Here is a 21767-nt window from a genome sequence, read left to right on the forward strand (position 1 = left end):
AAATCATAAAAATTTATTTTTTACAAAACTCAAGTTTTTTACTAAGTCCTAAAGCATTGTTAGTAAATTTAAGCCAAAAAAGCTCTAAGGCATAAATTTTTGCACTTTTATCAAGTTTAGCAAAGGGGAATTTAGAAAAATAAATTTTCATTTGCTCCTTGTTTGCCATTTTAAACTCGGCCTTAGCTTGCACACCTTTTAAAAAGGCTATTTTGCTTTCTTTGGCTATATTAAGTGCTATACTTGAATTTTCACTGGCCAATCTTATATGTTTAGTGTCTTCATGAGAAGCAATAATAAAAGCTAAATTCTTTTCATCAAAAGCATAAAAAGCACTAGCCGTATAAACACCTTTTTCATCAATCATAGCCCAAGATAAAAGCTGCTCATTTTTTATAAATTCTAAAATTCTTTCATCCATATTATAAAAATTATACTAAAATATTTTTAAAAATAACCGATTTTTGATTTAAACTATAAATATAAGGGGAAGAAATGCAAATTGATGCTAGTAAAAACCAGAGTTTTTCGATGGATTATACAACAAAAAGTGGCAAACACTTAGCCTTATCTATGTATGACAATCAAAGCATAAGTTATGCAAATAATGAAGAAGGTAAAACTCTTAATCTTAAGCGTCAGTATGGTTTTAGCTTTACTTTTGAAGGCTCTAAACTCACACAAAATGATCTTGATGAGATTAAAAATGCTATGAAAGAAGTTGAACCTATGATCAAAGATTTTTTAGCAAATTCTAAAGTTGGAGAGTTAAAGCCAAAGGAAATTATCGAATCAGCTATGCAAATGGCAAATGTTCTACCAACTCCAAATGATGAAAACCATCAAAATGCTATTATAAATAATTTTACAAATAAACTCAGTGATTTACTAAAACAAAATCAAACAGATGATAAAGATATCAATGCTTCTATGCTTGAAGATAGCAAAAAACTTCTCGATGAAGTTTTAGAACAAATGAAAAAACAACTTGAAAAACAACAAGAAAAAGCTAAGGAAAATCAAGATAAGACAGATGATAGTTTAAATCTTTACGCTTAAATCATATAATATTAAAAATTATCAAGGAGTTTTTAAATGACAAATATCGAAATTTTAGAAAATATGCTCAAACTCCAACAAAAACTCAACGATGAAACCAATGGCTTAAATTGGGAAAATGGCTATACCAAAGAAGGAAAACTGATCAGTTGGAGACGCTGTATTTATATGGAATGTGCAGAACTTATAGACTCTTTTACATGGAAACATTGGAAAAACATTTCAAGTCCAACAAATTGGGAAAATGTACGCATAGAGATTGTCGATATTTGGCATTTTATCTTAAGCCTTTTACTTGAAGAATATCGCAATAAAAATGGAAATTATTTTAAAATTATAGCCAATGAAGTGATTTCAGTAAGTGTATTTCAGGATTTTTGCAAAGAAGAAGAGCATCCTAATGAGAGTGATATTTATGGTATTTTAAATGATATAGAGCTTATTATCCATAAATGCAGTGGCTTTGGATTTAATCTTGGAGAATTACTTTCAACCTATTTTACTCTAGCTATTAAATGTGGGCTAAATCTTGAAATTCTTTATAAAACCTACATAGGTAAAAATGTTTTAAATATCTTTAGACAAAACAATGGCTACAAAGATGGTAGCTATAAAAAAACTTGGAATGGCAAAGAAGACAATGAAGTTTTAGTTCAAATTTTAGAACAAGAGCTTGATTTTGATACTATTTATAAAAAACTAGAAGAATGCTATAAAAAGGCATAATTTGGATATTTTAAAACTTGCAATCAAAGATTTTTTAAGTCTTAAATTTTTAAAATTTGCTTTAATTCCTTTGATTTTTAGCCTTATATTTATGCTTTTTTTAGGAGTACTTGGCTTTTCGGCTTTGCTGGATTATTTCAATTCTTTATTTAGTGTTGGAGAAGATTCGTTTTGGGCGTGGTTTTATGCTATTCATTTTGTACAAATTTTAATCACCATTATAAGCTTTTTATTTTCAGGTTTTATTGTTGTTTTTGCTTCGGTTTTTTTAGCCCTTTTTATCACTTCTTTTCTTACTCCTTTTATCGCTAAAGAAATCAACCAAAAATATTACTGTTATGATAATATAAACGAAATTTCAACCCTAAAAACTATCTTTAAAATTTTTAAAATTTTTATAAAATTTATAGGGATTTTTTTACTTTGTACCTTGGCTTTATTTTTACCTTTTATCAATATTTTTGTATATTATCTTGCCTTTTATTATCTCTTTCACAAACTTTTAATGATTGATGTTACAAGCACGATTTTAGACAAAGAAAGTTTTAAAAATTTTCATTCTGATTTTTCGCCTTTAGAGTTTAAATTTAGCACTCTTTGTTTTTATCTGCTCTCATCAGTACCACTTTTAGGACTTTTTTTACAAGTATTTTTTGTGATTTTTCTCACACATCTAAGCTATCAAAAAATTTTAAAACTAAAAGCTAAGACTTGAAATATCGATTTTGTGATTATATAAATAAGCTCTTAAAAGCTTTGGAATTTTAGCTATTCTGCACTCTTCTTTAAAATTTTTAGGTAATTTTTGACAAGTTTCATACTCAAAAACAATGGCTTGTTCGTTTTTATATACAAGTGCTATTTTACCACTTAAGACACAATCACCCTTTAAATGCTGCTTTCTTTGCGCTGCACTTAAAAGCAAGCCTTTCATTTTTACCGCTCTAGCAATCAAACTTTCATTTTTAGGACAAATAAGAAGTCCTTGAACTTCTTTGATATTTTCAAAATCATAAAGTTTTTTCCTATCTTCATCAAGATAAGAAAAACTTCTTTTTAAACCCTGATAAAATTCACTCACAAAGGCATTAGAGAAATTTTTTCTTATATAATTTCTAAAATATTTTTCATTTTCATTACTTTCATCATGGAAATAAAAAATATCTTTTTCTTTTAAAAAAGATGAAATTTCATCTTTACTTATAAAGAGTAAAGGGCGTAAAAGTGTATAATTTGAGCGTTTTTCACACTCTTGCATACCTAAAATTTCAGCCAAACCTGCACCTCGTGAAAGTTGCATCAAAAACCATTCAAACTGATCGTTTAAATGATGGGCTAAGATAAGATGATCATAATCTTGCTCAAGACAAATTTTTTCAAAAAAATCATAGCGAAAATCTCTAGCTTTTTTTTCAAAATTACTTTGAAATTTAGGAGCGTGTTTTATGAAAATTTTTTTATGAAATTTCAAAGCAAGCTCTTTGGCTTTTAACTCTTCTAAATTACTATTTTTTCTAGTTTTGTAATTAATCATCACAAGATCAAAGTCGATCTTTTCTTGTATTAGAAGATAAAAAAGCGCACTAGAATCACTTCCATAAGAAAAAGCGAGTAAATTTTTACCTTTTTTTAAAAGGGCTAAAATTTCATCTTTAATTTGCATCTACTTTTCTTAAAGCCTTAGCAAGGATCTTTTTATCAAGGTTTTGTAAAATTTCACATTCATAAATTTGCCCCATTTCTAAATTTCCACATTCGCTTTCATTGATAAGAATTTCCCCATCAATCTCTCTATCCCATCTTAGATCTTTAGCTGCGATGAAAAACTCTCCCTCGCTACTTTCTCCTGTGCAAACTACCAAACGCTTTTGCCCTACTTCTTTTTCAAAACTTTTTTCTATGACTTCATCAACAATTTTTTCTATGATTTTAAGCCTTTTATTAATCACTTTAAAAGGCACTTGCTCCATATCAAAAGCAGCCGTATCTTCTTCCTTAGAATACGCAAAAACGCTTATCCTATCAAAACCAAAGTCTTTAACAAACTCACAAAGCTCTTCAAAATCCACCTCACTTTCACCTGGATGCCCTACGATAAAACCTGTGCGTAAAAAGCTATTTGGCGCACTTTTCATTAAATTTAGCATTTCTTTAAGTCTTGTACTATTTACCCCACGCTTCATGATTTTAAGCATATTATCACTTATGTGCTGCAAAGGCATATCAAAATAATTTACAAAAATTTCAGAAGCTATAATGCGTTTGATCAAATCTTCACTCGCACTCGTAGGATAAAGATATAAAATTCTAGCCGCTCTTATACCTTTGATTTTTTCCACCTCATCGATTAAGCGTATAAGCCCATCTTTTTCACCCTTATCGAACAAATAAGAACTCGTATCTTGTGCGATAAAAGAAAAGTCCTTATAACCTCTAGCTACCAAATCTTTAAGCTCAGTTATAATGCTATTTATTTCGCGAGATTTTAACTTGCCTTTAAAACTTGGGATGGCACAAAAAGAGCATTTTTGATTACAACCTTCGGCGATTTTTATAAAAGCATGGGAATTTGAACCTGTGATAATACGTTTGGAATTTTCACTCTGCAAATAAGTCGAATTTGAAAATAAATTTGTTTTTTTAAGTATCATTTCATCGACTCTTTCATAATCACCCACACCTGTGAAAAGATCAACCTCAGGAAGTTCTTTCATAAGTTCTTCGCGATAACGCTGCATCAAACAACCCGTAACCACCAAAAGAGAATCTTTTTTTCTTTGTTCGTGCAAATCCAAAATCGCATTAATGCTTTCTTTTTTTGCACTATCGATAAAACCACAGGTATTTACGATTAAAACATCAGCCTTACTTGGTTCATTACAAAGCTCATAAGCACTAAGGCGTCCTAGCATGATCTCACTATCGACTAAATTTTTATTACAACCTAAAGACATAAGATAAAGTTTTGACATTTTTTTCCTATATTAAAGTTTTCTTTTGATATAATTTTTGATTTTAAAAATATAATTATAGCAAAGAAATTTTATGGATAATTACGAATTTAGCGAACTTTTAAAAACTTTAAAAAACAAAGTCGGCAACATAGCCTCCATCATCAAGCCTGAAAATATCAAAACAAGGCTTAAAGAAATCGAAGAGCTTGAAAATTCTCCTTCTTTTTGGAGCGATGTAAAACAAGCAGGGATCATAGGCAAAGAAAAAACCAAAATCACCAATCTACTTAAAAACTATGAAAATGCTTTTAACGCCCTAAATGACGCAAGCGAACTTTTCGATCTAGCCAATAGCGAAAACGATACAGAAACACTTGAAGCTTTATTTAATGACGCGCCAAAACTTGAAGATACCATCACAAGTCTTGAAATTTCCATGCTTTTAAGTGGGGAAAATGATGGTAAAAATGCCATTGTTTCCATTCATCCAGGTGCGGGCGGAACAGAAAGTAATGACTGGGCAAGCATACTTTATAGAATGTATTTAAGATTTTGCGAAAGAGAAGGTTTTAAAGTCGAAACTCTAGACTTTCAAGAAGGCGAAGAAGCAGGGCTTAAAGATGTAAGTTTTTTAGTTAAGGGTGATAACGCTTATGGCTATTTAAAGGCTGAAAATGGTATCCATCGTTTGGTAAGAACTTCTCCTTTTGATAGTGCAGGACGCCGCCATACAAGCTTTTCAAGTGTTATGGTAAGCCCTGAACTTGACGATGATATAGAAATTGAAATCGAAGAAAAAGACATAAGAATAGATTATTACAGAGCAAGTGGTGCAGGCGGACAACATGTCAACAAAACAGAATCAGCTGTAAGAATCACACATTTTCCAACTGGTATAGTTGTACAATGCCAAAATGACAGAAGTCAGCACAAAAACAAAGCCACTGCTTTTAAAATGCTAAAATCTCGCCTTTATGAACTTGAACTCATGAAACAACAAGATAGTGCTAATGCTGGAGAAAAAAGCGAGATAGGCTGGGGGCATCAAATCCGCTCTTATGTGCTTTTCCCTTATCAGCAAGTCAAAGACAATCGCAGTGGAGAAGCTTTTTCTCAAGTGGATAATATCCTTGATGGAGATATCAAAAAAATGATAGAAGGCGTTTTGATTGCTTTAAAAGCGGAATGATAAAAGGATTAAAATGACTTTCAATCTTACCCATTTAAGACAACTTGAAAGTGAGTCTATTTTCATAATGCGTGAAGTAATATCTGAATTTGAAAAGCCAGCTATGCTTTATAGCATAGGTAAAGATAGTTCAGTGATGCTTCATCTTTTACAAAAAGCTTTTTATCCAGCTACTCCTCCTTTGCCTTTAGTGCATGTAGATACGACTTGGAAATTTAAAGAAATGATAGAATTTCGTAATAAAAGAGCTAAAGAACTCGGTATGGAACTTATCGTTTATACCAATCCAAAAGGCAAAGAAATAAATATATCCCCTTTTACACATGGCTCAAATATGCATACAGATATCATGAAAACTCAAGCTTTAAAGCAAATGCTTGATTTATACCAATTTGATGCTGTTTTTGGAGGAGCTAGACGCGATGAGGAAAAATCTCGAGCAAAAGAGAGAATTTATTCCTTCCGTGATGAAAATCATGCTTGGGATCCTAAAAACCAACGCCCAGAACTTTGGAATTTATATAATGGACGCCATAAAAAAGGAGAATCCATAAGAGTTTTTCCGCTGAGCAATTGGACTGAACTTGATATTTGGCAGTATATATACCTTGAAAATATTCCTATACCAAGTCTTTATCTTGCCAAAAAAAGACCTATAGTTGAATACATGGGAACAAAAATTTTAGTTGATGATGATAGAATGCCAAAAGATTTAGCAAAAAATACTAAAGAAGAAATGGTAAGATTTAGAACTTTGGGTTGCTATCCTCTAACTGGAGCCATAAATTCAAATGCCACAAGTGTTTTAGATATCATAGAAGAACTACTTCTAGCTACAACCAGTGAAAGACAGGGAAGACTTATAGATAGTGATGAAGAAGCTAGCATGGAAAAGAAAAAACAACAAGGATATTTTTAATGCAAAGTGTAGAAAATTATCTAAAAGAACATGAAAATAAAGAACTTTGTCGTTTTATCACTTGTGGTAGCGTTGATGATGGAAAATCCACTCTTATAGGAAGATTACTTTATGATACTAAAGCTCTTTTTAGTGATCAATTAAGCACCTTAGAAAAAGATAGTAAAAAAATGGGGAATGCCGGAGATAAACTTGATTTTGCACTTTTAGTAGATGGGCTTGCAAGCGAAAGAGAACAAGGCATTACCATAGATGTGGCTTATAGATTTTTTACCAGTAATAAACGCAAATTTATTATAGCTGATACCCCAGGGCATGAACAATACACTAGAAACATGGCAACAGGAGCAAGTACAGCAGATATTGCTATTATTTTAATTGATGCAAGAAAAGGGGTTTTAAAGCAGACTAAAAGGCATTCTTATATAGTGAGCTTACTTGGTATTAAAAATTTTATCATTGCCATTAACAAAATGGATCTAGTTTCTTACGAAGAAAAAATCTTTAATAATATTTGTAAAGATTATGAAAAAATCATCCCTTATTTGCAAGAAGATATCCAAACACACTTTATTCCCATTTGTGCTTTAAATGGTGAAAATATCACTCAAAAAAGTAGAAATTTATCTTGGTATAAAGGTGAAACTCTACTTGCACTTTTAGATGAAATTAAAATAAATAAAATCATTCAAAATGATTTTATCATGCCTGTGCAGTATGTTAATCGTCCGCATTTAAATTTTCGTAGTTTTTGTGGAAATATAGCAAGTGGTTATATAAAATTACAAGATGAAGTTATAGTCTTGCCTTCTATGCAAAAATCTAAAATTAAAAGTATCATTACAAGTGATATTAAAGATTTAAGAGCTTTAGATGAAAATGAAATCATTCCAAGTCAAAATGAAGCTTGTGTTAATATGGCCGTAAGTTTATGTTTAGAAGATGAAATCGATATTTCTAGAGGCGATATTTTGACATCTATCAACCATGATCTTAAAATGAGCAATGTTTTTGAAGCTATGATTATATGGATGAGTCAAAAACAATTAGATCTTAATGAAAATTATCTTATAAAAAGAGCTCATAATCTTTGCAATATTAAATTTGAAAATATTAACTATAAAAAAGATATCAATACTTTTAAAGAAGAAAATACCTCAAATTTAATACTTAATGATATCGCAAATTGTACTTTAAAACTAGATAAAAATTTAGCACTTAAAGAGTATAAAGATAATAAAACCTTAGGATCATTTATTATCATCGATAAATATAGCAATGAAACCTTGGCCGCAGGTATGATAATAAAAATTTTAAATTCACAGCAAAGCCAAAGAATTTACACTCAAGCTGAAATAGAATTTAACGCTTTTATAAGAAAAAACTATCCAGAATGGGGGTGTAGAAAAATATGAAAATCATAGTAGGTATTACGCTTTTAATTCTACTTATATTGCTCATACACAACAAAATAAAGCCTGCTGTTTTATTTGGAAGTTTGGCAGGATTTTACTATGCTTTAGGTTATCTTGATTTTAAAACTTGGATAAGTTCTTATACAAATGATTCTTTAATTTCACTCATGTTGCTACTTTTAGTTTCTATCGCTGTTGAAAAAACTATCATTATAGAATGGGCAAGTAAATTTATCATAGGAAAAAACTATAATCTTTCTCTTTTGAGATTAGGTGTAATTACTTGTGCGGTTTCAGCCTTTTTAAACAATACCGCAGTGGTAGCAAGCTTTATGGGTATAGTAAAAAACAATAAATTTCAAGCTCCTTCAAAGCTTTTAATCCCTCTTTCTTATTTTGCCATAGTAGGTGGTGTTATCACTCTTGTGGGAACTTCTACAAATTTAATCATCAATTCCTTTGTGGTACAAAATGGACTACCAAGTCTTAAAATGTTTGATTTTTTTTATATAGGTATAGCTTTAAGCATAGGAATGATTTTGGTTTTGATGATTTTTAGTAAATTATTGCCTCATTATGAAAATAAAGATAAAAATATAAAAGAACATTTAATCGCTTTAAAAGTTTTAGAAAATAGCTCTTTAATAGGTAAAAGCATAGAAGAGAACAAACTTAGAAATTTAGAGTTTTTATTTTTAGTAGAAATTCAAAGAAACAATCAAAGCATCACTCCCGTTTCACATAATGAAATCATAAATGCAAAAGATACACTTATATTTAGTGGAGATATTTCACAACTTGAAACTCTAAATAAATTTGATGGCTTAAAACTTGCAGATGGTTACGAGTTAAAAGAAAGTAAATTTATCGATGCAATCATTTCTCCAACTTCTAATTTAATTGGAAAAAGTGTAAAAGAAGCTAATTTTAGATCTAAAATTGACGCAGCTATTATTTCTTTACAAAGAGGAGATGTGCATATCAAAAAAATTGGCGAAAGTGTTTTGCAAGCTGGAGATAGAATGATTTTATCTGTGGGTAAAGATTTTATCCTAAGGGATAATTTGGCTAAAAATTTTTATTTACTTTCAAATATCAAACAAAACGAAAAACTTGATGCTAAAAAAAGCTTATTGACCATAATGGCTTTTTTAAGTGTTATTGTTTTTTCGGCTTTAAATTTTATCTCTTTTACCAAGGCCTTGCTTATTTGTTTAGGCTTTTTACTACTTTGCAAATTTATCAAGCTTGATGAAATAAAAAGGCGTTTTCCTTTTGATATTTTTATCATAGTAGGCTCTTCTTTAGCAATTACTAAAGTACTTGTAGATAGCGGACTTGCCAAAGATTTAGCCCAACTTATCACAGGTTTTTTTGGACATTATGGAGTTTATGGAAGTTTTATAGGGGTTTATCTTTTAACCCTACTTTTAACCGAATTTATTACCAATAACGCTGCTGCGGCCTTAGCTTTCCCTATAGGTTTTGCCACAGCTCAAGCCTTGGGAGCAAATCCTTTACCTTTCATCTTTGCTGTAGCTTATGGGGCTAGTGCTGGGTTTATGATACCACATGGATACCAAACTCATTTAATGGTTAGCTCGCTTTGTGATTACAAAATGACAGATTTTATAAAAATAGGTGCCATTGTTTCTATCGTGTATAGTGTTATAGTTCTTATAGGCATACCTTTAATCTTTAATTTTTAGGATATTTATGGATAAAAATCTTACCTGGCATAATACAAATATCACCAAAGAACAAAGATCAAAACTTAAAAATCAAAAACCTTGCGTACTTTGGCTAACAGGACTTAGCGCAAGTGGAAAATCAACCATTGCTAATGCCTTAGAACAGAAATTATACGAGCTTGGTTTTCATACGTATTTGCTTGATGGAGATAATATTCGCATGGGTTTAAATAAAGACTTAGGCTTTGATGAAAACTCAAGAGTGGAAAACATAAGACGCATAGCAGAACTTTGCAAACTTTTTGTTGACAGTGGTTTGATTATACTAAGCGCTTTTATCTCACCCTTTAAAAGTGATAGAGCTTTAGCAAGATCTTTGGTAAAAAAAGATGAATTTATAGAAATTTTTGTAGATACACCTTTAGAACTCTGTGAAAAAAGAGATCCTAAAGGACTTTACAAAAAGGCAAGAAATGGAGAAATAAAAAATTTCACAGGCATAGACAGTCCTTATGAAAAACCTCAAAATCCTGAAATTCATTTGCAAAATTCCAAAGCCAAACTTAATGAAAATGTAGATATAATCTTAGACTATCTTAAAGAAAATGGATATATTGATGCTTGAAAAAATTTATGTAGAAAATAAAAATATTTGAGTAAAAAATTTTTACATAATAAAATTTTAAAAATTCTTGTTTGATGGAGTTAAATATTGTTTAAAGATTATCACGATAAATATGGTTGTATCTTTATCCATGTGCCAAAAGTTGCTGGAACAAGTATAGAACGAGTTGTTTTTGAAACAGACAAATGGCTTGTTGGACATGTAAGAGCATTAGACTATATCAATCAAGATAAAAACAAATTTGAAAGTTATTTTTCCTTTGCTTTTGTAAGAAATCCTTTTGACAGAATGGTTTCTGCATTCCATTATCTTAAAAAAGGTGGTGGAAATGATTATGATAAAAATTGGGCAGATGAAAATTTAAAAAACTTTGATACTTTTGAACAATTTGTTTTGGCTTTAAAAAATAAAAATATCAAAGATAAAATTCTATCTTGGCAACATTTTACTCCGCAATATAAATTTATCTGTGATGAAAATAAAAATATTTTAGTTAATTTTATAGGTAAATTAGAAAATATAAATAATGATTTTAAAATAGTTAAAAACGAATTAAATTTTGATAGAAATTTAATTCATTCAAATTCCAGTAAACATGAAATTTTCTCAAATTATTATAATGAAAAAACATACAATATAATAGCAGAGCTTTATAAGGAAGATTTTGCATTATTTGATTATGATTTGGAGTATAAAGAATCTATTTATAAGAATTTGGATGCGCAATTCTTATTAAGTATGTACAAAGAAAAATTATTTTTAAAAAATAAAGAGATAGAAAAACTTAGACTATTGCAATTTAAAAAAAATAAAGAAATAAATTTCCAAAATAATATAATCTTACAACAAACTAATCAAATTTACAACTTGAATAAAACCTTAAAAAATAAAGAAAACCTATTAACTATAAAGGAAAATCAAATTCATAATTTAAATGAAATACTAAACTTCCAAAATCACTATGGAAAAGCCAAAGCTCGTATTCAAAACCAACTTTCTTATAAACTAGGACAAACTTTGATTTTAAATTCTAAAAGTGTATTAGGCTACTTATCTTTACCTTTTATAATATTAAGTATTGTTATTTCACATAAACAAGAACAAAAGGCTTATAAATTTAAAGTAAAGAAAAATCCAAATTTAGCCTTACCTCCTTTAGAAACTTATCCAGATTATAATGAAGCTTTAAAAGAAAAAGAATGTTTTACTTATAAATTAGGAGAAGCTTTTATTAAAGCTAGTAAGAATTGGTATAAGGGTGGGTATATTAAATTTTGGTTAATTAATATACAAAATTTAAAAAGGAAAAATTAATGAAACTAAAACAATGGCTATTATCACTAGTAAAAAAACTACAGACTAAAAAGAAATATAAGCATATTTTAGAATTACAATCTAGAATTACAGAACTAGAAAAAATAAATAATATTTTATTAAACAATATGACAACGGGGGGGGGTATAACAGAAAAAATTAAAAAAATTACTCCTAGACCTTTTTTACACGGTATTAGTTTTCATTTAGCAGAACACTGTAATTTAAATTGTTTTAGTTGCGATAATTTCTCTCAGATAGCTAAAAAAGGCTATTATGAATTAAATCAATTTGAAAAAGATGTGCAAAAAATATTTCACATTACCGAAGGAATGGTAGAACAGTTTTATTTAGCAGGAGGGGAACCTTTGATGAATAAAGATTGTAAAGAATATTTTTATATTTTAAGGAAACATTTTAAAAATAACTCAATTTGGTTAATTACTAATGGAATTTTGCTCCCGAAACAAGATAATTCTTTCTGGAAAGCTTTAGAAGAAAATAATATCATCCTAAGACCTACAAAATATCCCTTGAAAATTGACTGGGAAAATATTAAACAAAAATGCAAAGAATATAACATAACACTATCTTTTTTCAATGATGAAAACATAGAAAAAACCAGTTTTAAAACAGCTTTAAATTTAAAAGGCGATAGCGATCCATTTGATAATTTTACAATTTGTCACAGAGCTAATATAAGAATACAAATAAAGGATGGTATAGTATACCCATGTCCTATAGTAGCAAATATCAAATATTTTAATAGCTACTTTAAGCAAAATTTGCAAATTTCTAATAGGGATTATCTTGAACTTAAAAAAATTACAAGTTATAATGAAATATTAAACTTTATATCCAAACCTTTGCCATTCTGCAGATATTGCGCCATTTCAAAAATGGATCGTAGACCTTGGTGTCATAGTACAAAAAATATAACAGAATATGCAGTTAACTAAAGATTGTATTATGCAAAATTTCTTCTAAAACTACAGTGGCATAAGAGCCTTTTTGTAAGAAAAACTCTATACAAAAATGAGCTTTTTCTTCATCATAACGCCATTTTAATTCTTCTAAATATCCCAACATAAAGCGTCTTGAACCTTTCATTTTGGATTTAAACTCCAAAGCATCTTTAAAAATTTCATTTTCTAAATTTAAAGCCAAACCTTCTCCTGTTTCATAAGCCTTAGTACCGATTAAAAGTCCCATAGCGCTAATATCTCTTGCCTTAAAACGTTTAATCTCACTTTCTAAATCCTCACATAAAAAACACTTTCCAAAAGGATAATGCCCTAAAACTTCACCTTTTAAAAGCTTAAAAAATTGTTCTTGTTTTTTAAGTTCCTTAGCTTCTTCTTTGGAGATTTTATAAATTTGGATCAATTCTTTTTCACTAAAATCATTTGCAAAATGTGATAACTCCACTCTTTTACTCAAATAGCGATTAAAAAGCTCACTTTGAAAAGCTGAAATTAAAAACTCTTTCATTTTTATATTTTTCATCTTTTTGCCACGTAAAATTTCAAGCCCTTCTTTGTAATTATCCCCAAATTTTCCAAAACGCTGATAACCAAAATAATTCGCAAAACCTTGTTTATCCAAATTCATCAAAGCTTGTTCTAGTTTTAAAGCATCGCTTGGTAAAACTTTTTTTAAGCGTATGAAAAAAGAATTTCCTTTTAAATGCCCTATTCTTAGCTTATTTTCATGGATAAAAGTTTCTAAAATTTTAAGTTTAGGATAAGAAAAATTTGACAAAAAACTCTCAAATTTTTTAGGCATAGAAAGGTATTGAAAGGTTGATCCTTGCTTGTCTTTAAGCCCTGCATAACCAAAATCTCTTATTTTAACCCCGCTTGCTTCACTTAAAATTTTTAAAGCTTCATTTGTGGTTAAATCTTTTTTATTGATATACAAAATAAGATGTTCGCCCTTACCGCTAAATTCATACAAAGGTCTTTCACGCACTACAAAATCATCGCTGTTTTTACTAAAATACGCATCAATAGGACTGTGTTTTAAACTATACAAAGGCTTAAAAATGATGTTCTCTTCCGCTAAATTCATATTTTCCTTTCACTGCTTTTCCAAAGATATTTAATTTCACGCCGTGTTTTTTGGCTATTGTTTCTATATTTTGACGCTCTTTTTCATCAAAAGCAAATAAAATTTCATATTCTTCTCCGCTATAAAGCGTATAATCATCAAGTTTTTTAAACCAAGAAATACCGCATTTATTTAAAGCTAAAAGCCTTGATAAATCCTTACTTAAACCATCTGAAATATCCATAGCACAAGAAATTAAAGGTGCGATTTCATAAAAAAAACTAGCTCTTAATTTTGGCTTTATAAATATATGATTTGGTTTTAAAGTGCCCCCATTTTGTAAAATTTCAAGCCCTTTTAAACTTCGTCCTAATTTTCCTGTATAAGCAAGTAAATGTCCCTTTTTTAAACCTTTTCTAAAAACGGCTTTATTATTAATCCTTGAAATGATAGTAAGACTAATGTCTATTTTATCATTGCTTATAGTATCGCCGCCTATGATTTTTATATTAAATTTCTTAGCTGTTTTTAAGAAGCCTTTTTGTAAGGCTTTGATCTCATTTTCGCTTAAATTTTTTGGTAGGGCAAGTCCTAAAAGTGCGTATTTTGGTACAGCATTCATTGAAATAGCATCTGAGATATTAACAAGCATTGCTTTTGTAGCAATTTGCTCTAAGCTAAGCCACTCTCTTTTAAAATGCACATTTTCAAAAAACAAATCTTTGCTAAAACACCAATCATCAATAATAGCTCCATCATCGCCATTTTTTTCATTTAAAAAAGCTTTGATAATAAAATCTTCTTTGTTCATAATGCGTGATTTTATAAAATTTCCTTTTAAATTCTAGTGAATTTTAGAAAAATTTTATATAATATATAAATATTTAAGGAAAAACCATGAAAAAATTAGAATTAAGAATTTTTAGATTTGATAAAACCAAGGATTATGAGGCTTATTATAAACCTTATATTTATGATAATTATGAAAATTTTGCAAGTTTTTATGATTTGCTTTTGCAAGTTCAAGATGATGATATTTATTTTGATTTTGATAAAGATGAAGATACTTACATAGTTGTAAATAAGCAAATCATACCACTTTTTACGCCTTTAGAAAAAATAGCAAAAGAATTTGATTTTAATCTTTGCATCGAGCCTTTAAGCACAAAAAGAGCTATTAAAGATCTTATCGTCGATAAAAATGATTTTTTAGACAAATACAAATATCTTGAAAAATTTGGCGATAAAGAGGATAAAAAGCTTTATGCAAAATATGATTATTTATATTATGCGAATGAAATTTTAGACTATCTTCCTGAATATATGGGTGATGGAGTGTTTTATTTGGCCTCAAAAATGATAGAAAAATATCCTGAAAAAAAGATAGAAATTTTAAAAACTCTAGCAGATAAAGAAAAGGGTATTTTTTATCACCTTGAAAGCAAAAATGAAATTTTAGAAACAACGATCAAAAACCTACAGAATGAAATTTTAAATTTAGGGCTTTTTGATAAAAATATTTTACACTTTGATTTACCTAAAACCAATGCTTTTGATAATGAGATCAAGGAACTTAAGGAAATTAAACATAATTTTAAAGATTTCAATATAGCTTTTTATGGTTTTAATGCTTGTGATACTTTAAAATCAAGACTTGAGGCCAAATTTATTTCCTATGAAAACAGTATAAAAAATAATGGCTTTACTTTACTGAATTTAAATCCCACACTAAGCTATAAAATGGCTGCAGATATTGTTTTGGACGCTTATGATAGCGGAGCTGATTTTATGGTAGTAAAAGAAGAAAAGGATTTTTATCTTTTTGATACTTGCGCTAAAAAACTTATGCAAACAAGTGGAAGGGAATTTGAAGACTTTTATATTTTGAGCCGTTTTGAGTTTTTAGCCCTTATCGAAGGCATACAAGCTCCATCATTAAAAAATCACACTTTAAAGGTTAGTTTGATATGAAAATCTCTTTAGAATGCAAAGATCTCATTATAGAAAGAACTTTAGAACTTTTTTTAAAAGATCATTTGGTAATGAAAAAAGATTGTGATTTCATCATTAGCGATGAAAAAATTCATACCGCAAAACCCTTATTTATCATCTCTAAGAACTCTCCATTTTTAAGCGTGCCATTTAGCAAAGAAGCCTTGTTTGAGTCTTTAAATGAATTTGACAATGCTTTAAAAGCAGCAGCTTTACAACTTGCACTTGAACAAAAAAGACTGCTTGAAGAAAAAATTGACGCTATTGCTTTGGAATTTAAAAAAGATTATGAAAATAAAATCGATCTTGCCATAAAAGATCTTAAAAACAAACTCGTAAAAGCACTTAATGATGAATGATGAATTTATAAGCGTTAAAGACTTTTTTAATCACAATGAAAAAAGAAAAAAATTTCTTCAAAAACAAGAAATTAAACCTCCTAAAGAAAAAACAAAAAAAACTAAAGAAACAAAGCTTTATACAAATATAGAAAGTGGTAAATACAAAGGGAAAAAACTATTTTTACCTAGTCTTACAACAACAAGAAGTACTAAAAGCATAGTAAAAAGTTGTGTTTTTAATGTAATAAGAGAAGATTTAAGAGATAAAATTTTCATTGAAGCCTTTGGCGGAAGTGCTTTAATGGCGGCTGAAGCACTAAGCAATTATGCTTTAAAAGCTTATGCTATAGAACTTGATGCAAAAGCTTATAAAATTGCTTTAGAAAATGCTAAAAACATAGATCCAAATTTAGAAGTGATCCATGCAAATACTTTTGAAATTTTACCCAAACTCATAGAAAATTCAAAAAATGAAATCATCTTATATCTTGATCCACCTTTTGATATTAGGGAAGGTTTTAGCGATATTTATGAAAAAATTTATCATTTTTTAGAAAATTTAGATTTAAAGACTTTAAATTTAATCATTTTTGAACACCACTCAACCATAAAAACTCCCGAAAAAATCCAAAATTTTCAAAAAGTCAAAGAAAAGAAATTTGGATCAACAAGTTTAAGTTTTTACTCTTCTTAACTCACTTGGAACACTTCTTGCTTGATCTATCATCAACAATAGATTAAAGGAAGAATCCATGAGAGTTTTAACGATATTTTTACTCTTTATAACAAGCATTTTTGCAGTGCAAATCAAGGATGTAGCAAACACTGTAGGTGTAAGAGAGAATCAACTTATAGGTTATGGACTTGTTGTAGGGCTTAATGGAAGTGGTGATGGAACAAGCTCTAAATTTACACTACAATCCATCTCAAACCTTTTGCAAGGTATGAATATCAAAGTAGATCCTAACGATATCAAATCAAAAAATACCGCAGCTGTTATGGTTACAGCCAAACTTCCAGCCTTTGCAAAAAGCGGAGATAAACTTGATATTACCGTTTCATCTATGGGTGATGCAAAATCTTTACAAGGCGGAACACTTTTACTGACTGCACTTCGTGGGATTGATGGTGAAATTTATGCCATAGCACAAGGCTCTATCTCAACAGGAGGTTTAACACCTAGACCAGGAGGAGCAGGTTCTCACTCAACTACTGCAACTGTAATGGGTGGAGCTAATGTAGAAAGAGAAATTCCACAAAATTTTAGCCAAAATAATGATCTAACCTTAAGTTTAAAAGTAGCGGACTTTAAAACCGCAAACGATATAGAAAGAGTTTTAAATACTGTCTTTGGCGAAGAAGTAGCTAAAGCCATCGACTCTCGCACAGTAAAACTCAAAAAACCCGAAGATCTTTCAAATGTTGATTTTATGGCAAGAGTTTTAGAACAAGATATAGCCTATAAACCACAAAGCAAAGTTATCATCGATGAAAGAACAGGAACAGTGATTGCTGGAGTTGATGTAGAGGTAGAACCTGTTTTAATCACTCATAAAGATATCACTATAAAAATAGATCCAAACAATAACGCAGTAGCTAATCAAAATGAAATCGATATGAAAGATGGTGGTTTTGTAGATCCAAGTTCAAATACCTTAAGAATCAACAATGCAAAAAGCACAGTTGCAAATATAGCTAGAATGCTTAACAAACTTGGAGCAACCCCAAATGACATTATCGCTATTATGGAAAATTTAAAGCGCGCAGGTGCAATTAACGCGGATTTGGAGATCATCTAATGAAAGTGGATAATTTTTTAAATACTTATAGTATGAATAGCGCTTTACTTGATCGTGCAGCCAAAGCAAGAAGTTTAGAATCAAGCATCAAAATAAATGACAATGATATAGTTACAAAGAGCAAAGAAGATGAAGCCTTAAAAGAACAAACAGATGCTTTTGAGGCATTTTTTTTAAAGCAAGTTTTAGACGTATCTTTAAAAAGTCAAAATTCACTCTTTGGAAAAGATGCCAGCGATGAAATATACTCTTCCATGTATAACGATACTATGAGTAAAGCTTTAAGTGGAGGTATGGGTTTTTCAAAATTATTATACGATTTTTTAAAAGAAAGGGGTTAAGTTTTTTAAATTTGGGTCGATATGGTTTGTAGAGGATTATAACTAAGATCAAGGAGGCAGAAATGATCAATCCTATACAACAAAGTTATGTGGCAAACACCACATTAAATACAAATAGAATAGATAAAGAAACAAAAACAAACGATACTCAAAAAACGGAAAATGATAAAGCGAGTAAAATCGCAGAGCAGATTAAAAACGGTACTTATAAAATCGATACAAAAGCTACAGCTACTGCAATTGCTGACTCTTTAATCTAAATTTTCATTCTCCTTTTTTTGAGAGAGAAAAGGAGAAAATATGCTTAAACAAAGACTTGATGAAGTAAATGCTATCTTAGCAAAACTTATTGCTTTAACCGAAGAAGATATAGAAAATATTAAAGTGGCTAAACATGAGAGTGTAACGCCAAGTGTAGAAGAAAAAAACAAACTTATCGCCGAATTTATTACAGCTAAAAAACAACTTGATGTTGCCTTGGTTGAGCTAAATAATAGCTCTACAAAAGGGCTTAGTGAACTCTTAGATGATGAAGATAAACAAAAACTAGATCTACTTAAAAAAAATCTTCAAAACCTTCATAGTAAAAACAAAGAGTATGCTAAATTTGTTCTTATTGTCAAAGATTTTCTTGATAGCTTAGTAAATAAAATGTTTGATATCAATGATGGAACAAATAATGCTTATGGAGATAAAAAGACAAATCCAGAGTCAATTTTCAAGATCAATGTATAAGGATTTATAATGGGTATTTTTGGAACATTATACACAGGTGTTACAGGCTTAAAGGCAAGCGAAGTTCAAATCGCAACAACTGGAAACAATATCTCAAATGCTAATGCAACTTTTTATACACGCCAAAGAGTAGTGCAAACTACAAATGGGTATATTACCACAGGTGGAGTTCAAGTAGGCACAGGAACTGCTATAGAAAGTATAGTGCGTTTGCATGATGAGTATTCTTACTATAAATTAAAAGGTGCATCAAACCAACTAGAATACACTAAATATATGGCTTCAACCTTACAAGAAATCGCTCAGCGTTTTCCAGACTTACAAAATACTGGAATTTTGAAAGATTTAGAAAATTATAACAAAGCTTGGAATGATTTTGCATCCAACCCTAATGAAAATGCCACAAAAATAGCCCTTGTAAAAGCTTCTCAAACCTTAACAGAAAGCGTTAATAACACTTTTGCAACCTTGGATAAAATCCAAAAAAAAGTAAATGATGATATTAAAAATACGGTTGATGAGATTAATAGAATTGGTGAAGAAATTGCCGCTATAAATAAACAAATTTATGGACAAGAAGCCTTACCAACAGAACACGCAAATGAGCTTAGGGATAGAAGAGATGAACTTGAACTTACCCTTTCAAAGCTAGTTAGTGCAGTTGCAAGCAAAAATGAAATCAATCAAGACAATCGCCTTGATACAACCATCACTGATCCAGGACATCAATACAATCTAAGTATAGAAGGTTTTAGTATAGTAGATGGGATAAATTTTCATCCTTTAAAGCTTGATTATGATGATAAGAATAAATCTTATAGTATTTATTATGAAACTCCTGATGAAAAAGTTCGAGATCTTACTGCAAAGATTAGCGGTGGACAGCTTGGTGCTCAACTTGACTTACGCGGTAGAAACTATAGCAAAAGCGAAGGAAAATATGAAGATGGAATTATCCAAGGTTATATGGATTCTTTAGATACTTTTGCTAAGACCATGATCAATGAAACTAACAATCTTTATGCGAGTTCTGCGAAAAGTTCTGTTACTTCTGATTATCTATCTGGACTTAAAGGAGATATTCCTTTAGTTAATTACGACAGAACCATACAACCAGGAAGTTTTGATATAGTCATTTATGATGATAAAGGCGATAAAAAACTCACCAAAACCATCACCATAGATGTAAATACAACCATGAATGATATCATGCGTCAAATCAATGCTAATACAGATGATAATAACGATCACAATGCAAATAATGATGTTGATGATCATATCAATGCAAGTTTTAGCTACGATGCAAAAACTGGAGATGGTTTATTCCAAATCAATGCAAAATCAGGCTTTAAGGTAGCCATTGAAGATAAAGGCACAAATTTCGCAGGTGCGTTTAGCATAGGTGGTTTTTTCAGTGGAACTGATGCAAGTGACATGAAAGTAAAAGATTCTATCTTAAATGATCCAAGCACAGTAAGAGCAAGCTCAAATGGGGTTGATAGTGGCAATGACATGGCAAATAAAATCATCCAACTTCAATATGAAAAAGTTAATTTTTATAATGAAGATGGTACTATCGATAATCTTACTATGGAAGAATATTACCGCAAACTTACAGGTAAAATAGCCTCAGATGGTGAAAATAACAATGTTGTAAATTCAAGCAATGAAACTCTTTATAATTCTGTTTATAGCGAATACCAATCTAAAAGTGGTGTAAATACAAATGAAGAATTAGCCGCTCTTATACAATACCAATCAAGTTACGGTGCTGCAGCAAAAATCGTCTCAACTGTAGATCAAATGCTTGATACCTTACTAGGACTTAAATCTTAAGCTCTAGTAATATCAAGTGAAAAATTTTATCCATCTTAAAGCCAAGCTTGATTTTTTAGCCAATCAAAAAAACACCAATCATTCCCTTTTTGAAACTCCAGATCCTTTGCAAATTGCTAAAATTCACAATGATGAATTTACTGCCTTAATTTGTGCTTTATTTGCCTATGGAAATGCTAAAAATATAGTAAATTTTCTAAAAAAACTTGATTTTTCTTTATTAAACCTTCAAGAAAAACAAATAAAAAAAGAACTTAAAAATTTAAAATACCGCTTCCAAAATGAGAAAGATATACAAGAAATTTTTATCACTCTTTCAAGACTTAAAAATGAAATTTCACTCTACGAACTTTTTTATCAAGCCTATCAAAAAAGAGAAAATACCACAGATGCCATCTTAGCTTTTATGCAAAAAATCAAAACCATAAATTCATATTCAAGTTATGGGTATGATTTTTTCTTTGGAAAAATTTGGCAAAACACCCCTACTTCACCTCTTAAACGCTATAATATGTATCTAAGATGGATGGTTAGAAAAGATGAACTTGATCTTGGACTTTTTACCAAAATTCACACCAAAGATCTTTTAATTCCACTTGATACACATACACATAAAATTTCCTTGACTTTAGGACTTCTAAAGCGTAAAATATATGATTATAAAAGTGTTTTAGAACTCACGCAAAATTTAAAAAAATTAGATGCAAATGATCCCATAAAATATGACTTTGCACTCTATCGTTTAGGGCAAAGTAAGGAAATTGACAAATTTAAGGAGTGAA

Annotated in this window: 24 protein-coding genes; 19 read left to right on the top strand and 5 right to left on the bottom strand. The window is 29.8% G+C overall.

From position 1 onward, the window contains the following. Positions 1–13: 13 nt before the first annotated feature. A complete protein-coding gene (locus ELQ12_RS06650) occupies positions 14–421 on the bottom strand; it encodes a hypothetical protein (protein ID WP_134264647.1) in 408 nt (135 codons plus the stop codon). Positions 422–495: 74 nt separating this feature from the next. On the opposite strand from ELQ12_RS06650, the gene ciaI reads away from it, so the two are divergent. The 3 genes from ciaI to ELQ12_RS06665 are packed head-to-tail and all read left to right on the top strand — an operon-like array spanning position 496 to position 2500. Beyond that, a complete protein-coding gene (gene ciaI / locus ELQ12_RS06655) occupies positions 496–1059 on the top strand; it encodes an intracellular survival protein CiaI (protein ID WP_134264648.1) in 564 nt (187 codons plus the stop codon). Between the two features lie 36 nt (positions 1060–1095). Continuing rightward, positions 1096–1785: a dUTPase gene (gene dut / locus ELQ12_RS06660; RefSeq protein WP_134264649.1), complete on the top strand. Its 690-nt coding sequence runs from the start codon at positions 1096–1098 to the stop codon at positions 1783–1785. Position 1786: 1 nt separating this feature from the next. Next, positions 1787–2500, top strand: coding sequence for an EI24 domain-containing protein (locus tag ELQ12_RS06665; protein ID WP_134264650.1), 714 nt, complete (start codon positions 1787–1789; stop codon positions 2498–2500). On the opposite strand, the gene tilS is transcribed toward ELQ12_RS06665, so the two are convergent. Next, positions 2483–3448, bottom strand: a complete 966-nt coding sequence (gene tilS, locus ELQ12_RS06670; protein ID WP_134264651.1) for a tRNA lysidine(34) synthetase TilS — start codon at positions 3446–3448, stop codon at positions 2483–2485. The genes ELQ12_RS06665 and tilS overlap by 18 nt on opposite strands. Further along, positions 3438–4757: a 30S ribosomal protein S12 methylthiotransferase RimO gene (rimO, locus tag ELQ12_RS06675; protein WP_134264652.1), complete on the bottom strand. Its 1320-nt coding sequence runs from the start codon at positions 4755–4757 to the stop codon at positions 3438–3440. Before rimO ends, tilS begins: the two co-directional genes overlap by 11 nt. A gap of 73 nt (positions 4758–4830) precedes the next feature. Between rimO and prfB the strand changes: the two genes are divergently transcribed. The 7 genes from prfB (at position 4831) to ELQ12_RS06710 (ending at position 12851) form a co-directional block, all read left to right on the top strand. After that, positions 4831–5928, top strand: coding sequence for a peptide chain release factor 2 (gene prfB, locus ELQ12_RS06680; RefSeq protein ID WP_126224870.1), 1098 nt, complete (start codon positions 4831–4833; stop codon positions 5926–5928). Between the two features lie 13 nt (positions 5929–5941). Next, a complete protein-coding gene (gene cysD / locus ELQ12_RS06685) occupies positions 5942–6847 on the top strand; it encodes a sulfate adenylyltransferase subunit CysD (RefSeq protein WP_134264653.1) in 906 nt (301 codons plus the stop codon). Continuing rightward, entirely contained in the window at positions 6847–8262 is a 1416-nt protein-coding gene (gene cysN / locus ELQ12_RS06690; protein WP_134264654.1) for a sulfate adenylyltransferase subunit CysN, read from the top strand. Before cysD ends, cysN begins: the two co-directional genes overlap by 1 nt. Next, positions 8259–9971, top strand: coding sequence for an SLC13 family permease (locus tag ELQ12_RS06695; protein WP_134264655.1), 1713 nt, complete (start codon positions 8259–8261; stop codon positions 9969–9971). Before cysN ends, ELQ12_RS06695 begins: the two co-directional genes overlap by 4 nt. Positions 9972–9978: 7 nt before the next feature. Then, entirely contained in the window at positions 9979–10578 is a 600-nt protein-coding gene (gene cysC, locus ELQ12_RS06700) for an adenylyl-sulfate kinase (RefSeq protein ID WP_134264656.1), read from the top strand. A gap of 87 nt (positions 10579–10665) precedes the next feature. Beyond that, complete coding sequence (locus ELQ12_RS06705) at positions 10666–11892, top strand: sulfotransferase family 2 domain-containing protein (protein ID WP_134264657.1); 1227 nt, start codon at positions 10666–10668, stop codon at positions 11890–11892. Beyond that, positions 11892–12851, top strand: a complete 960-nt coding sequence (locus tag ELQ12_RS06710; protein ID WP_134264658.1) for a radical SAM protein — start codon at positions 11892–11894, stop codon at positions 12849–12851. The genes ELQ12_RS06705 and ELQ12_RS06710 overlap by 1 nt, the downstream gene beginning before the upstream one ends. Here the strand turns inward: ELQ12_RS06710 and truD are convergent. Together truD and ELQ12_RS06720 are read right to left on the bottom strand one after the other, a co-directional pair. Then, a complete protein-coding gene (gene truD / locus ELQ12_RS06715) occupies positions 12844–13962 on the bottom strand; it encodes a tRNA pseudouridine(13) synthase TruD (RefSeq protein WP_134264659.1) in 1119 nt (372 codons plus the stop codon). The genes ELQ12_RS06710 and truD overlap by 8 nt on opposite strands. Then, positions 13931–14752 (bottom strand): thiamine-phosphate kinase, encoded by an 822-nt coding sequence (locus ELQ12_RS06720; RefSeq protein ID WP_134264660.1) that lies wholly within the window; start codon positions 14750–14752, stop codon positions 13931–13933. Before ELQ12_RS06720 ends, truD begins: the two co-directional genes overlap by 32 nt. 86 nt (positions 14753–14838) lie before the next feature. Between ELQ12_RS06720 and ELQ12_RS06725 the strand changes: the two genes are divergently transcribed. The 9 genes from ELQ12_RS06725 to ELQ12_RS06765 all read left to right on the top strand — a co-directional run bounded on the left by ELQ12_RS06725 (position 14839) and on the right by ELQ12_RS06765 (position 21766). Then, positions 14839–15912, top strand: coding sequence for a DUF5644 domain-containing protein (locus ELQ12_RS06725; protein ID WP_134264661.1), 1074 nt, complete (start codon positions 14839–14841; stop codon positions 15910–15912). Continuing rightward, a complete protein-coding gene (locus ELQ12_RS06730; RefSeq protein WP_134264662.1) occupies positions 15909–16292 on the top strand; it encodes an ornithine carbamoyltransferase in 384 nt (127 codons plus the stop codon). Before ELQ12_RS06725 ends, ELQ12_RS06730 begins: the two co-directional genes overlap by 4 nt. Next, positions 16285–16968 carry a 16S rRNA (guanine(966)-N(2))-methyltransferase RsmD gene (gene rsmD, locus ELQ12_RS06735; RefSeq protein WP_134264668.1) on the top strand — a complete coding sequence of 228 codons (684 nt, stop codon included), beginning with the start codon at positions 16285–16287 and terminating at the stop codon, positions 16966–16968. Before ELQ12_RS06730 ends, rsmD begins: the two co-directional genes overlap by 8 nt. Positions 16969–17026: 58 nt before the next feature. After that, positions 17027–18073: a flagellar basal body P-ring protein FlgI gene (locus ELQ12_RS06740; RefSeq protein WP_134264663.1), complete on the top strand. Its 1047-nt coding sequence runs from the start codon at positions 17027–17029 to the stop codon at positions 18071–18073. Next, positions 18073–18414, top strand: coding sequence for a hypothetical protein (locus ELQ12_RS06745; protein WP_002784057.1), 342 nt, complete (start codon positions 18073–18075; stop codon positions 18412–18414). Before ELQ12_RS06740 ends, ELQ12_RS06745 begins: the two co-directional genes overlap by 1 nt. Positions 18415–18476: 62 nt before the next feature. Then, positions 18477–18674, top strand: coding sequence for a flagellar biosynthesis anti-sigma factor FlgM (flgM, locus tag ELQ12_RS06750; RefSeq protein ID WP_070277332.1), 198 nt, complete (start codon positions 18477–18479; stop codon positions 18672–18674). A gap of 40 nt (positions 18675–18714) precedes the next feature. Further along, complete coding sequence (locus tag ELQ12_RS06755; RefSeq protein ID WP_002856482.1) at positions 18715–19149, top strand: flagellar protein FlgN; 435 nt, start codon at positions 18715–18717, stop codon at positions 19147–19149. A gap of 9 nt (positions 19150–19158) precedes the next feature. Further along, positions 19159–20985, top strand: coding sequence for a flagellar hook-associated protein FlgK (gene flgK / locus ELQ12_RS06760; RefSeq protein WP_134264664.1), 1827 nt, complete (start codon positions 19159–19161; stop codon positions 20983–20985). 16 nt (positions 20986–21001) lie between these two features. Beyond that, positions 21002–21766: a TIGR02757 family protein gene (locus ELQ12_RS06765; protein WP_002921261.1), complete on the top strand. Its 765-nt coding sequence runs from the start codon at positions 21002–21004 to the stop codon at positions 21764–21766. Position 21767: the final 1 nt, after the last annotated feature.

Origin of the sequence: Campylobacter sp. US25a, from assembly GCF_004379075.1 — a bacterium.
In the GTDB taxonomy this organism is placed as follows: domain Bacteria; phylum Campylobacterota; class Campylobacteria; order Campylobacterales; family Campylobacteraceae; genus Campylobacter_D; species Campylobacter_D jejuni.

What these genes read in the sequence shown, in the direction of transcription:
- ELQ12_RS06745 (WP_002784057.1), top strand. Translation starts at nt 18,073, where the DNA reads ATGAAAGTGGATAATTTTTTAAATACTTATAGTATGAATAGCGCTTTA.
- ELQ12_RS06720 (WP_134264660.1), bottom strand. Translation starts at nt 14,752, where the DNA reads ATGAACAAAGAAGATTTTATTATCAAAGCTTTTTTAAATGAAAAAAAT.
- flgK (WP_134264664.1), top strand. Translation starts at nt 19,159, where the DNA reads ATGGGTATTTTTGGAACATTATACACAGGTGTTACAGGCTTAAAGGCA.
- cysC (WP_134264656.1), top strand. Translation starts at nt 9,979, where the DNA reads ATGGATAAAAATCTTACCTGGCATAATACAAATATCACCAAAGAACAA.
- ELQ12_RS06650 (WP_134264647.1), bottom strand. Translation starts at nt 421, where the DNA reads ATGGATGAAAGAATTTTAGAATTTATAAAAAATGAGCAGCTTTTATCT.
- ELQ12_RS06710 (WP_134264658.1), top strand. Translation starts at nt 11,892, where the DNA reads ATGAAACTAAAACAATGGCTATTATCACTAGTAAAAAAACTACAGACT.
- ELQ12_RS06755 (WP_002856482.1), top strand. Translation starts at nt 18,715, where the DNA reads ATGCTTAAACAAAGACTTGATGAAGTAAATGCTATCTTAGCAAAACTT.
- ELQ12_RS06730 (WP_134264662.1), top strand. Translation starts at nt 15,909, where the DNA reads ATGAAAATCTCTTTAGAATGCAAAGATCTCATTATAGAAAGAACTTTA.
- rimO (WP_134264652.1), bottom strand. Translation starts at nt 4,757, where the DNA reads ATGTCAAAACTTTATCTTATGTCTTTAGGTTGTAATAAAAATTTAGTC.
- dut (WP_134264649.1), top strand. Translation starts at nt 1,096, where the DNA reads ATGACAAATATCGAAATTTTAGAAAATATGCTCAAACTCCAACAAAAA.
- rsmD (WP_134264668.1), top strand. Translation starts at nt 16,285, where the DNA reads ATGAATGATGAATTTATAAGCGTTAAAGACTTTTTTAATCACAATGAA.
- cysN (WP_134264654.1), top strand. Translation starts at nt 6,847, where the DNA reads ATGCAAAGTGTAGAAAATTATCTAAAAGAACATGAAAATAAAGAACTT.
- truD (WP_134264659.1), bottom strand. Translation starts at nt 13,962, where the DNA reads ATGAATTTAGCGGAAGAGAACATCATTTTTAAGCCTTTGTATAGTTTA.
- ciaI (WP_134264648.1), top strand. Translation starts at nt 496, where the DNA reads ATGCAAATTGATGCTAGTAAAAACCAGAGTTTTTCGATGGATTATACA.
- ELQ12_RS06725 (WP_134264661.1), top strand. Translation starts at nt 14,839, where the DNA reads ATGAAAAAATTAGAATTAAGAATTTTTAGATTTGATAAAACCAAGGAT.
- cysD (WP_134264653.1), top strand. Translation starts at nt 5,942, where the DNA reads ATGACTTTCAATCTTACCCATTTAAGACAACTTGAAAGTGAGTCTATT.
- flgM (WP_070277332.1), top strand. Translation starts at nt 18,477, where the DNA reads ATGATCAATCCTATACAACAAAGTTATGTGGCAAACACCACATTAAAT.
- ELQ12_RS06695 (WP_134264655.1), top strand. Translation starts at nt 8,259, where the DNA reads ATGAAAATCATAGTAGGTATTACGCTTTTAATTCTACTTATATTGCTC.
- tilS (WP_134264651.1), bottom strand. Translation starts at nt 3,448, where the DNA reads ATGCAAATTAAAGATGAAATTTTAGCCCTTTTAAAAAAAGGTAAAAAT.
- prfB (WP_126224870.1), top strand. Translation starts at nt 4,831, where the DNA reads ATGGATAATTACGAATTTAGCGAACTTTTAAAAACTTTAAAAAACAAA.
- ELQ12_RS06740 (WP_134264663.1), top strand. Translation starts at nt 17,027, where the DNA reads ATGAGAGTTTTAACGATATTTTTACTCTTTATAACAAGCATTTTTGCA.